10 protein-coding genes are annotated in these 13,501 nt (G+C 27.3%); 2 read left to right on the forward strand and 8 right to left on the reverse strand.

The window, feature by feature from the left end; all coding sequences use genetic code 11:
- Window positions 1–104: 104 nt before the first annotated feature.
- The 4 genes from ACTG45_RS14135 to ACTG45_RS14150 all read right to left on the reverse strand — a co-directional run bounded on the left by ACTG45_RS14135 (window position 105) and on the right by ACTG45_RS14150 (window position 5,290).
- Window positions 105–1,415 (reverse strand): sensor histidine kinase, encoded by a 1,311-nt coding sequence (locus ACTG45_RS14135; protein WP_479919217.1) that lies wholly within the window; start codon window positions 1,413–1,415, stop codon window positions 105–107.
- Window positions 1,409–2,116 (reverse strand): response regulator transcription factor, encoded by a 708-nt coding sequence (locus ACTG45_RS14140; protein WP_021385381.1) that lies wholly within the window; start codon window positions 2,114–2,116, stop codon window positions 1,409–1,411. The genes ACTG45_RS14135 and ACTG45_RS14140 overlap by 7 nt, the downstream gene beginning before the upstream one ends.
- 233 nt (window positions 2,117–2,349) lie before the next feature.
- Window positions 2,350–4,194, reverse strand: coding sequence for a bifunctional metallophosphatase/5'-nucleotidase (locus ACTG45_RS14145; protein WP_479919218.1), 1,845 nt, complete (start codon window positions 4,192–4,194; stop codon window positions 2,350–2,352).
- A 211-nt stretch (window positions 4,195–4,405) separates the two neighbouring features.
- The gene (locus ACTG45_RS14150; protein WP_479917231.1) at window positions 4,406–5,290 is read right to left on the reverse strand and encodes a DUF4846 domain-containing protein; all 885 of its coding nucleotides are present in this window, start codon (window positions 5,288–5,290) and stop codon (window positions 4,406–4,408) included.
- Window positions 5,291–5,497: 207 nt separating this feature from the next.
- Between ACTG45_RS14150 and ACTG45_RS14155 the strand changes: the two genes are divergently transcribed.
- Entirely contained in the window at window positions 5,498–6,415 is a 918-nt protein-coding gene (locus tag ACTG45_RS14155; RefSeq protein WP_479919219.1) for a ribonuclease Z, read from the forward strand.
- Between the two features lie 108 nt (window positions 6,416–6,523).
- Here ACTG45_RS14155 and ACTG45_RS14160 read toward each other — a convergent pair whose 3' ends face one another.
- A complete protein-coding gene (locus ACTG45_RS14160) occupies window positions 6,524–7,858 on the reverse strand; it encodes a CoA-disulfide reductase (RefSeq protein WP_479917233.1) in 1,335 nt (444 codons plus the stop codon).
- 339 nt (window positions 7,859–8,197) lie between these two features.
- Here ACTG45_RS14160 and ACTG45_RS14165 point away from each other — a divergent pair, with 339 nt between their 5' ends.
- Entirely contained in the window at window positions 8,198–9,586 is a 1,389-nt protein-coding gene (locus ACTG45_RS14165) for a cation:dicarboxylate symporter family transporter (protein WP_479917234.1), read from the forward strand.
- A 175-nt stretch (window positions 9,587–9,761) separates the two neighbouring features.
- Here the strand turns inward: ACTG45_RS14165 and ACTG45_RS14170 are convergent, their stop codons facing one another.
- The 3 genes from ACTG45_RS14170 to ACTG45_RS14180 are packed head-to-tail and all read right to left on the reverse strand — an operon-like array spanning window position 9,762 to window position 13,499.
- Window positions 9,762–10,970 (reverse strand): alginate O-acetyltransferase AlgX-related protein, encoded by a 1,209-nt coding sequence (locus ACTG45_RS14170; protein ID WP_479919220.1) that lies wholly within the window; start codon window positions 10,968–10,970, stop codon window positions 9,762–9,764.
- Window positions 10,971–10,986: 16 nt separating this feature from the next.
- Window positions 10,987–12,405 (reverse strand): MBOAT family O-acyltransferase, encoded by a 1,419-nt coding sequence (locus ACTG45_RS14175; RefSeq protein WP_044213747.1) that lies wholly within the window; start codon window positions 12,403–12,405, stop codon window positions 10,987–10,989.
- Between the two features lie 17 nt (window positions 12,406–12,422).
- Entirely contained in the window at window positions 12,423–13,499 is a 1,077-nt protein-coding gene (locus ACTG45_RS14180; protein WP_479917236.1) for a hypothetical protein, read from the reverse strand.
- Between the last annotated feature and the right edge of the window lie 2 nt (window positions 13,500–13,501).

Consider the following 13,501-nt stretch of genomic DNA (forward strand, 5'->3'; position numbering starts at 1 on the left):
CTCATTCTAAGTTATATTACCCCAAGTTTTATTACTTTTTATTTCTGGAGCTGTTTATACTTATATAATAAATGTAGAGGCTTACATTTTCCTTTCATTTAATATTACATAGTTGTAAGAAACAAAGAAAACTTGCTTCCTACCCCTACTTTAGAAGAAACCATAATATTTCCACCCTGTTCTTCTAATATTTTTCTACTTAGATACAATCCTACTCCACTACCTTCTATAGATTCGATTTCCTCAGATATACCTCTATAAAAACGTTTAAATATATTATTAAATTCACTCTTTTTAATCCCACTACCATTATCCTCTATTATAATTTTAAAATAATTGGCAGTTTCCTCTACAGATATATTTATTTCCCCATTCATTTGTGTGTATTTTACAGCATTATCTAATACATTGAAAATACTCTCTTCAGTCCATTTTTTATCATGAGGTATAATTCTACTATTGAATTCATTTAAATTTAATGTTATATTTTTACTCTTAGCTTTTGGAAGCACACTTTTTACAGCATTTAAAATAGTATTTTTTATATCATTATCTTCTTTTTTTATGTTTATCATGCTAATCTCTAGCCTTGATATGTTAACTAAAGAATTTATTAAGCTTTCTAATTTACTTATAGAATTTTTGTTAGTTACTAAAAACTCTTGAGCTTCGTCTTCTTCTAAGTCTTCTTCTATAAGCAATGTATTATATAATTTTAATGATGCTAAAGGAGTTTTTAGTTGATGGGAAATATCTGTTACTAATGACTTTACACTTTCTTTTTCTTTCTCTAATTTAATAAACTTTATCTTTAAACTTCTATTCAACTCATATAGACAGTTATTTATCTTGCTAAATGTACCTTCTTTAAAATACTCATTGTATTCTACTAGATAACCAGTATCTTCTAACTCAGTAGAATCCTTCAAGTAATTTTCTTGTGACATCTTATCTACTATAAAATAAATTTTACTCAATCTTTTATTTATGTATCTTATAAAATAATATATTATACCTGTAACAACTATAAACATTACTACAAAAACAGAAACTGATTCTTTAAAAAAGGTTTTTAAATATAGTCCAAAATTTTTATCATTTGACATTTTATTTTCTAATCCATATCCAAATTTTTTAAATGCTTTTTCTCCAATAGCCACCTTACTATAATCAGAATTGTAAATAGATTTTACTATATCTATCTCATCATTTGGATATTTCTCAATCAATATCCCAGCAATACTTTGAGTATTTCTTATTTGATATTCATATAATTTATGTAATCTATTATATTCAAAGAGTATAAATACAAGCGTTACTATTAGTACAGATAAGATAGAGCATACAATAACTCTTCTCATTATATAATCATCTTTCATACTCAAGCTATCTTTGACATTCATACTTTTTAACATTTTTTTATACTCCTTTCCCCCCACATGTATCCAACACCCCTTACTGTCTTTATATACTTAGGCTCAGATGGATTTTTTTCTACTTTTTGTCTAAGTCTTCTTATATTTACTGCAATCGTATTATCATCTACAAAATTTCCACTATTGTCCCATAAAGATTCTAACAGTTGTTCTTTAGTTAATGTCTGCATTGAATTTTCCATCAAATATCTTAAGAGTTTAGTTTCCGTTTTACTTAAAATTATCTCTTCTTCTTTATCATCTGTTTTTATAATCAACTTATTTTCTATATAATAAAAAAATAAATCATCACAAACCAATAAAGTATAATTTTTTACTGTATTTACCCTTTTCATAAATGCATTCACTTTTGATATTAATACCATTAAACTAAATGGCTTTGTAATATAATCATCTGCACCTAAGTCATATCCTGTAACAATATCCACTTCTTCATCAAGGGCTGTCAACATTATTATGTATACATCACTTTTATTTCTAATCTCCTCACAAAAATCAAAACCACTCCCATCAGGAAGACCTATATCGGAAATAATTAAATTTATCTCCTCTTTTACGAAAATATTTTTTGCTTCCTCTATGCTAAATGCATTAAAAACATTGTATCCTTCTTTTTTTAGTTTAAAACTAATTCCCCTATTTAAAGATTTATCATCCTCTAAAAGTAATATATTATTCATCCTTCTATCCTCCATTATCATACATACTAGCTAAATTATATCATACTAGTAAAAGCATTTTATTTATCAATTTATAAATATTTCATAAGTTATTAATTGGATTTCACTTAATTATAAATATACTTAAACACAAAAAAAACAAAGGGCATTAGTATTTATATAACTAATTACCTTTGCTCTTTTATTAGTATCTAAGATTAAATTTTTATTTGCTAACTCTTACTTATTAATTTTTATTTTGACTTTTTGCTTTTTAAATCTTTTTGATTAAAATTTAATAAGTATAGTAATGTACCAGATGCTATAAATACAATCATACTATTTGAAAAACCTAAGTCTCCTGTTTTAGGAGATTTTTCTTTAGCTTCTCTTTTATATACTCCTGTATTAGAACTCTCTATAGGTTTTCTTTTATCTATTTTTTTACTTTTCTCACTATCAGAATTTTTTATATCATTATTAGGTATACTACCTTCATTATCACTAATATTTTCTTTATTTTCCCCTACTATCAATTCACTCCCTTGACTCTTACTTGCTATCTCTTTTTTAGACTTGATACTAATTCTTCCATCTACACTTTGTGATATTTCTTTTTTGTACTCTATATATTCAATTACTATACTCTCTAAATTTCCAAAATCATTTAATACTGGCTCTTTTGAAAAGCAACTAAAATCATCCCCACCTGATGCTATATAGTCATTAGTTGCAACTATATACTTTTTATTCAAATCTAATGGCTTTCCATCTTTTAAAATACCAGTTATTTTTTCTCCTTCTTTTTGCTTTGGGTCAAAATAATATGAGATTCCTCCTACTTGTAAAAAGGCTGAATTCTTTTCTGGATAGAGTTTTACTCCTTGCTCTAATACATCTTTAATTTGTGCTCCTGTAAGTTCTTTGGTAACTATTGTATTGTTAAAAGGAAATACATCTACAATATCTCTTCTTGTTATGTTCCCTTTTTCTATTGTATCTCTGATATTTCCTCCATTAAATAGAGAAATATCAGCCTTAGTCTTATCAAGTAAAATATCACTTATTAAATTACCTAAATTAGTTTCTTTTGTCCTTACATTTTCATATGAGCCATCTAGAGTGTTTTTTGTTACACCTATAACTTTATCTAATATTTTTTCTTGATGTTCTTTTATTTCATCAATCTTTTTACTTATACTATCATCCAATTCATATTTTAATGCTTCTTCCTTATCTATCAATCTAGCTGATTTATTTTCTATTTTTATATTTTCTATATCACTAGTATTAAGTGTTAGTTTTACTTCGCCAATATTTTCTAGATATTGTCCTGTACTTACAATCAATGTGTCACCAACTTGCTTGCCATTTTCAAATTTAGTATGACTATGCCCATCAATAATTAAATCGGTACCTTGTACTTCATTGGCTATATCTATGCTATTTGGCTTACTCAAACTATTAGTACCAATATGGCATATTGCAACTATTACATCTGCACCTTTTCTTTTCAACTCACTTACTTGCTCTGTTGCATATTCTATAGGATTTGCAAATTCTAATCCTTCCACATTTTTAAATCCTGTTTTGCTCTTTGTTTCTTGAGTTGTAAGTCCAAAAAATCCTATTTTTATACCATCTATTTCTTTTATATCGTTACTCTCAAAGACTTTTTCACCATTTTTGAGGATATTTGATGATAAAAATTTTAAAGTGTTATCTCCTGAACTAGCAATTTGTGATAATTCAAACAATCTATCTTTTCCATAGTTAAAGTCATGATTTCCAGGAGTAATGTAGTCATAACCAGCACACTTAATCAATTCAATCGCATTTTTACCCTTGTCCATATTTACTATTGGAAGTCCATGTAAACAATCTCCTGCATCTACTAAAATTGAGTTTGGAGTTTCTTTTTTCAATGTAGCTAGGTTACCTATTTGTATTTGTTCATTACCTTCAGAATATCTTCCATGTATGTCATTAGTGTGAAAAATAGTTATTTCTTCAGATTGCTCTAGCCCACAAGAAATAAAACTCTGACTTGTTGTAATTAGAATTATAATTACCAAAATTAAATATCTTCTAATTTTCAATATAAATTATCCTCCTCAAATTAGTTTTAGCTTTAGTATAAAATTTATATTTTATATAAAACTTTTTAGGTAAATATTAAGCATACATAAGATTAATTAGTATAATTTTTAATATTTATCTATCAATTTAATTTTGTCCATATCCAATTAGTTTTAATCTAATTACATTTTTTCGTATCTATATTTTTCTTTTATTTTATATAAAATTATTTTAGAATCTTTTTAATTGGTCTCTTTTAAAGGTCCATTGAGGTATTGTTAAATCGCCTTCAAAATCTAAACTATACCAAGGGCTTAAGTTTGTATTTTTACGGTTAATAAGAAGTTGAGTTTGTTGTGCAGGCATGTAGCTTTGAGCTATCATAAATATCTTTTCTCCAGTCTTTTCATTTTCTGCCATATCCATGATTATACTTGCATGTCCTGGACTTCCACCAACTATAAACACATCTCCTATTTGCATATCTTCAATTTTTACAGGCTTCAATTCTTTTTCAAGAGATAAAGTTCCTGAATAAGCAAATACTATATCCATAAACTTCCTAAAACTCTCATATGATGTTGAATATTCAGTCGATTTATACCAACTTGAACCACTATCTTTTACTGAAATTCTATATCCTTCTGCCCATTTTGAATACTTAGCCTTAAAACCATCGACAAAGTCAAAACTTATTTCATCATACCTCTTATTCTGATACAAGTATTCAGCTCTCATAAGCATAATTGCATCTGCACATTGATGTAAATCTCTATTACCAATATCAACATCGAATACACTATCATAAATGCCTTTTGATTCCTTAGTTTTACCATTATAATACTTTACCTTCTCACCATAATTTTTTAACTTAGTATTTCTAAGGAATGATTCGAAACTACCTTTTTCTACATCCACTCTTTTAAAACCTTTTGGTGGCTCATACCTATCTTTCAATATATTTGCATCTTTATGTACTATTATTGCTTGTTCATCTTCTTTAGAGCTTTGAGTTTTCTTAGAACCTTCAATAGTTTTTTTACTTTCTCCATTACTACATCCAACCAAAGTTAATGTAATTAATGACAAAATAGTTATTTTCTTTAGTATTTTCATTAATTTATCCTCCTTTAAATGTTTCTAAAAATAAAATTCAATTTCTTCTCATAAAATTTTTATATATTGCAATACAAAAAAACTATTTGACAATATTTCTTGACTCAAATACACATCTATTGCTATATTTAATGTTAAAATAATTATAATAGGATATTATAATAAAAACAAACAACAGATTTGTGTTAATTTTAGAAAGGGGAAAAAATGATAGATTTAACTTTACTTGGATGTGGTGGAAATGTCCCTATGCCAAACAGATTTCTATCTTCTGTATTCATAAATTATAAAGGTAGAAAAATACTAATTGATTGTGGTGAGGGCACTCAGGTATCCATGAAGCTAAAAAAATGTGGCTTTAAAGATATAGACTTGATTTGTATAACCCATTTACATGGTGACCATATATTTGGACTTTTAGGACTTCTATCAACTATTGGAAATAGCGGTCGTACAAGTGATTTAACTATAATTGGCCCAGTTGGAATAGTTGATTGTATTCGTTCTATGAGAAATTTAGTAGAATATATACCATATACTTTAAAAATTATAGAGAATCCTCAAGGCAGTTTTTCTTTAGATAATGAATTTTTAAGAAATGTAGAAATTTCAACAATTGATTTAGAACACTCCATAGAGTGTTTAGGATACAGTTTTAATTTTAGAAGAAATCCTAAATTTGATATAGATAAGGCAACTAGAAATGAAGTTCCTAAAATGTTATGGAAAAAGCTACAAGAAGGTCAAAGTGTAGTTTTAGATTCAAAAAAATACACTCCAGATATGGTTTTGGGAGAATCAAGAAAGGGAGTTAAAATAAGTCTTACAACTGATACAAGACCTATAGAATCAATACCAGACTTTATAAAAGATAGTGATTTATTCATATGTGAAGCTATGTATGGCGATGATTTAGACATATCAAAAGCTGTTAGAAACAAACATATGACTTTTAGAGAAGCTGCAAATCTTGCAAAATTAGGAAATGTTAAGCAACTTTTACTAACACATTTTAGTCCATCATTAGATATGCCTAGTATGTACTTAGAAAATGCTACTAATGTTTTTGAAAATACTCTTCTTGGAGAAGATAGACTAAGTTTGCATTTAAATTTTGATGAATAATTCTGTTTATCTTTATTGACAAAAAATTAGGAATGAATTTTACCTTTATGAAATATTGCAGAGTAAATTCATTCCTTTAAGTACTTGTTAGTCACAAATTAAATGATATTATTTAGATACATTTCCAGCCACATTTAAAACATCCCATGTTCTTGCAAATGGTGGAGCATAACACAAATCTAACATTCCAAGCTGATTTGTAGTCATTTTCCCAAAAATAGCAGCAGCCAGTACATTTGTTCTTTGAACAGCATCCTTAAACCCAGCCACTTGTCCTCCTAAAATAACTTTTGTATCTGCATCATAAACAAGCTTTACATATATTTTATTTCTTCCTGGATAATAGTGTGTTTGATTATAATCAGAAATAAATTTAGATTTAACATTTATGCCTAAATCTTTAGCTTGTCTTTCTGTAATTCCAGTTGAAGCAGCTTCCATATCCATAATTTTTATACAACTTGAAGATAGTGAACCTTGATAAGAAACTTCTCTCCCTCCTAGGTTTTCTCCTACTATCCTACCTAATTTATTAGCTCCAGTTGCTAAAGGTACATATACATTTTCATTACTTACTATATTCTTTATGGTTGCACAGTCACCAGCAGAGTATATATCTTTTACAGAAGTTCTTCCGTACTCATCAACTACTATAGCTCCATTTTTTAGCATTTCTATATTAGTGTTTGACAAAAACTCTGTATTAGGTCTTACACCAGTAGCAATTATTACTACATCCGTATCTATTTCCCCTTTATTTGTTATAACTTTTTCTACTTTATCTTTTCCATACAGTTCTACAACCATTTTATCCAAGTGCAATTTAACATCATGTCGTCTTATTTCTTCCTCTAACACATCTGTAATTTCCTTATCAAATACTTGAGGTAATATTCTATCTTCCAATTGAATTACATGCACATTTTTGCCTAACTTCTTACATGCCTCAACTGCTTCTAATCCTATAAATCCAGCACCTATTATTGTAACTCTTTTATTTTCTTTATCACTTAAAATCTTTTTTAGATACTCTCCATCGTATAAACTTTTTAACATAGAAACATTCTTCAATTCTACATTTTTTATAGGAGGCATAATACTTCTTGCCCCAGTTGCTATCATCAATTTATCATAGTAATCTTCATGTATTTCACCTGTTTTTACGTTTTTTACTTTTATTTTCTTAGATTCACTATCAACCTCAACAACTTCTCTAAATATATTTAAATCAATCCCAGACTCTCTAAGTTTTTCAGGTGTTCTTGCTAATAAGTCATTAGCATCATCAAAATATCCACCAACAAAATATGGCAATCCACAAGCACCAAAAGATACTATCTCTGTTTTTTCATAAACAACAACCTCATATTCAGGTTTTATTCTTTTTAATTTAGCTGCAGCACTCATCCCAGCTGCAACACCACCAATTATTATTACTCTCATTTTATCTCTCCTTTGATGTCTAATTAATTTCTTTACTTATTTTGAGCTTTTCATTTGATATATATTCTATGTACACATCTTTATAATAAATCAAAGTTATTTTTTTCACATTTTTTTGTTTGAAATCAAATTTTATAAAAGCTATTTTATCTTTTCTTACCCCAATTCAAATTCTTTAAACACATATTATACCCTATTTTTCTGTATTTAATCACATTTCTGTAAATTAAATTAATTTATTCTATTTTAGTAAATTATGATATAATATTGACATTTTTTTAATATATTGATATTATTTAGACTTAGAAAAATTTATTTTTAGATAAAGGAGAAAAAATATTGGAAAGTTCATTCTTATCACAATTTCTTATGATTACAAATTTTAAAACGATTTTTTTTATAATCTTGCTTCTAGGTACATTCTTTATTGTTAGACAATTTGAAAAGAAAAAAATCAAATTTTCATTGAGAACAATATATGCTACAATACTCGGACTTATATTAGGAATTATAATTCAAGCTTTTGCTGGTTTTCCTAATGATACAACTCAAGTCACTTGGTTACAGGAAGTAAGTAAATGGTATAGTCTATTTGGTTCTGGATTCATGGACTTATTAAAAATGTTAGTAGTACCTTTAGTTTTCTTATCAATTATAAAGGTAATTATTAATATGAAAGATAATAATCTTGGAACACTTACATTTAGGTCTTTAGGTATGCTTCTTACTACTACTGCTATAGCTGCTATTGTTGGAATTGTAGTTGCAAATATAATGAAGTTAGGTGTAGGAGTTAATCTCCCTGCTTTAGGAGGAAATCAAGAGCTTAAAGAAATAAATTCTCTTGTAGATACTTTAAGAGGGTTACTACCATCAAATCCTGTAATGGCTATGGCAAATGGAAATATTGTAGCTACAATAATATTTGCTACATTTATAGCTACATCAATAAAGAGATTAAGTAAAAAACATTTTGAAACAATAAAACCATTTATAGATTTTATAGAAGCATCTTACAAGATAATTGTAAGTGTATCTATGACTGTTATTAAATTTATGCCTTATGCTGTGGTTGCTCTACTTGCAAATACAATAACTTCACAAGGTATTAGCTCAATAGTATCTGTTTTACATTTTATATTAGCACTTTATATATCAGTTGCAATATTATTTGTTATACATTTGATTTTTATAACTCTAAATGGACTAAATCCCATTACTTATATAAAAAATTCAACTGAAGCCCTACTTCTAGCATTTACTTCGCGTTCTAGCTTAGGAACATTGCCTGTAACAATAGAAAGCCTAGTACAAAATCATGGAGTTGATGAGGGTGTATCAAGCTTTACAGCAAGTTTAGGTGCAAATATGGGTATGAATGGTTGTGCAGGTATATATCCCGCTTTAATGGCTGTTACACTTGCAAATATGGCTGGTGTAAACATGGATATGAGTTTTTATGTTATGTTGTTAATAGTTATAACAATTAGTTCTTTTGGAATAGCAGGTCTTCCAGGAACTGCTACAATGGCAGTTTCAGTTGTTATATCTGGAGTTGGTCTTGGTTCTTATTTCCCATTAGTTGGTGGTATACTTGCAATAGACCCTATATTAGATATGGGACGTACAATGATAAATGTTAATGGTGCTATGGTATCATCAATTACTGTAGGAAAATCACTCGGAAAAGTCGATAAAGAAGTATTTAGTAAGAAAAATATTTCTTAAAATAAGTATGGAAATAGATGAGGCTGTCTAAAAATAGAGACAAGCCTCTTTTTCATTGTTGAAATAATAAAAATATATTTGATTTCATACAAAAAAGAATGCCTCATGAACTAAAAAGTTCATTTTGAGACACTCCCATTTATTTTTTATTTTATTAGAAAATTTATTTAAAAACTTACTCACAAAATGGAAAGAATTCTTTTGTAAGATTTTGAGGATATACAGATATAAAAACAAAGTCATAGTCTTGAGACTTTGCATATTCCAATATATCTCCATCATAATATCTAGGGTCTATCATATCTATAGTTGAACAAACAGAGGAAAAGAAGGCTGCTGTTGGTACAATTAAAGAGTCTTTAACAAATAGCACTTTTAATCCTTCTTGATTTTCTATATTTTTTATCTTAACTAATGGTCTATTTCCCAATAAATATGTAAAATACTTATCTGATTGACCATCCATTAAATTAAGGTCTGCATTAAAAGGATATGATAATATCAAGCTCTCTTCAAATCTGCCTTTTAATTCAAATTTTTGCGATTTAGAATCTGTATAATAAGTATAATTGGTCTTAAATTTAGGATAAATTAATGTAAAATCATCTATCCCACCATATAAAATACCTGTCTTTCTTCCCATAGAACCAAGAAATGATTTAGGGTATACAATTGAATTATAATTTTCCTTATCTCTATAATAATTATTTCTGTCTAAATTCATATTATATTTTTTATTAAGTTGCTCAACTAGTTCTCCAAATGCCCAAAAAGAAGTTTCTACTTTCCAGTGATGGTCTGTTTTAAAAAATAAATCATCTTTTGGAATACCGCTTTTTAAAATATTTTCCCTAAAATCAATATAGTCCACATTGTACTTTTTGAGTTGGCTTAAAAAATTATCTGCGGTCTCATTGCTGTAAGAATAAGGTATCCCTTTTGGAAATTTTGTCACTCCTTTTACATACTTATCTGGAGTCATTAAATAAACTAATTTCGTGTCTTGTTTTTCCATTTCTTCAGAAAATTTTCTTACCCTATCTGCTAGTACACCAACTTGATTTGGAGCTTTAGCAAAATATGTATAATGCATTTTACCTGAAGTATCCTTTACAACACTAAACTTTGAAAACTCATTTTTACCCATTAACTTTTGTAAATATCCATAAGTTTCAATAAATGTATTCTTATATATTACTTTATCATTTACTGTATTATCAATAGATGATATTGTATCTTTTAAACTATTTCTCTTAGCAACTGAATTTTTTATTTCATGTATCATATCTTTTCCAGAATAACAAATATTAAAGATAGAGAAAGCGAATAAAACAATTAAGAACATAATTGCAGTTATTAATCTTACTTTAAAAAATCTATTCATACTTTTCCCCCCTTAACTAAAAATTAAAATAAATAAATGGATTATAGCTTCCAGTTACTAAATATGTCACAGAAATAAAGAACAATAGAATAGCTGATATTGGATAAAATACATTAAATAGCATACTGTATTTAGCTTGTTCAACAACAAACTTATTAATTTTCTTCGCAATAGGCACACTAAAAATAAACGCAAATATAAAGAAAATCCAGTATTCTTTTAAAAACATATATGTATAATCACTCCAAATAACCCCACTTCCTCCAAACATAGCTTTAAAATAGTTATATGCTTCTTTTAAATTGGGGGATCTAAATAATACCCACCCAAAATTAACTACTAATAAAGTATAAATATGTTTTATAAAATTATGATTTTCAATCTTTTCAAACATTATAAATCTCTCTATAATTAAGAAAACAAAATTTAAAATTCCCCAAATTACAAATGTCCATTCTGCTCCATGCCATATTCCAGTAAATAACCACACTATAAACATATTTCTAATCATAATATCTTTATTTGCTACTCTAGAACCACCAAGTGGAAAGTATATATAGCTCTTAAACCACATTCCTAAAGAAATATGCCATCTTCTCCAAAACTCAGTGATTGATTTTGATATATATGGATAATTAAAGTTTTCTTCAAATTTAAAACCAAACATAAGACCTAAACCTATAGCCATGTCCGAGTAAGCAGAAAAATCAAAGAATATTTGCAAGGTATAAGCTATCGAACCAAGCCATGCAAGTGATGCAGCTATTTCTCCTTGACTATTCATGGTATAAATATAGTCCGCTACTATAGCCATGTTATTTGAAATTAATACCTTTTTGCCTAGACCTGTTATAAATCTACAAGTCCCAATAGAAAACTTATCCCAAGTCTCTTTTCTATTAAGAATTTGCTCTGCTACACTCTCATATCTAACTATAGGCCCTGCTATTAATTGAGGGAAAAAAGCTATATAAAGTCCCACATAAAAAGGATTTTTTTGAACTTCTCCATGCCTACGATAAACGTCTATAACGTAAGACATTCCTTGAAATGTAAAAAATGAAATTCCTATAGGTAAAACAATACTAGGTATAGTCAATTCAGTACTAATAAGTTCGCTAATATTTCTTAGTGCAAAAGCTAGATATTTAAATATAAATAAAACACCTATATTATATACACACATTAAAACTAGAAAAATTTTCACTTTTATTTTACTTTCCCTGTATCTATCTACTAGTAAACCAAATATATAATTCATTATTATAGAAGCTATCATAATAACAACAAATTTTGGTTCTCCCCAAGCATAAAAAAATAAACTAACAACTAGTAATATCATATTTTGTATAGTTCGATTAAATCTAAACACATAATACAATACCAATGTTATCGGTAAAAAATAAAATAAAAAAATTAAGCTTGAAAATAACACAATCTAACCTCCTCTCTTTACTTAGTTTTTGAATGTTTTTTCCAATACAAATAAATCCCAAAGCATATTATTACTAAAGATATAAATAAAATTTGAATAAATATTATGCTATTATTCATAAAGTTTATTTTTTTCATATCTTGTACTGTTGGCGATTGTTTAGGTGATACTAATGTATATGGAACACCATCTTTATCTTTTTTATTAATACTCCAAGATTGAGTTAATGTTATTTTTTTGCCGACTTTAAATTTATCATTAACGTCAACTTGTAAAATAATTTGTCCAGGTTTGGCTTTATCACTTAACGTCAACTTACCTTTTTGAGATATATTTACACTATCTTGTTTTTCTATAAGAGAATACTTAATCTTTGAATTATTTTCAAGACCTAATACATTGTACTGACTTATACTTTGACCCAATACCGGTATTTGTACTTCTTCATCTCCAGTTATTCTAATATTATGCAAAGATTCTAATTTATCCTCGACTAACAAAGATAACTTTCTTATAGTAACAACATTATGTCCTTCATCAGATGGGATAAATGTAATTCCCCAATTAACAATATTTGAAAGCATACTCGAATCCAGTAATACATTACTTTTATCATTTATAAAACTATTAAAATTTACATAAATTTTACCTTCAAATTCTCCTGGCACTTCTATACATCCATCTTTTATTTTATCTGAATATATTATATTTTTATCTTCAAAAAATACTTCACTACCTTCTTTTAATCTAAACTCAAGCATATTTTTATTTTGTATGCTTAAATTTATTCTCTGAGAGCTTTTGTTTTTATTTTGAATCTCAATATAAAAATTATGGTACATACCCCAATTTTCTTTTATATTTTGATAAATATATAAATAACGTTCCTTATCACTCTTAGAATCATCTGTTTCTATTTTTATACCTGTATCTTCATGTGTAATATTAGAACTTATATTATTCTCTATCTTCTTAAAAGATAAATCTAAGGTTTTGTCACTTGTTGCTGAACTTGTAAAAGTAGCGTTTATAAAGAAAATAAACACCAAAATAAGATATTTTACAGAACAAAAAAACACTTTTAAAGTCTTCATTT

The sequence above is a fragment of the Clostridioides sp. LIBA-7602 genome (assembly GCF_056688945.1).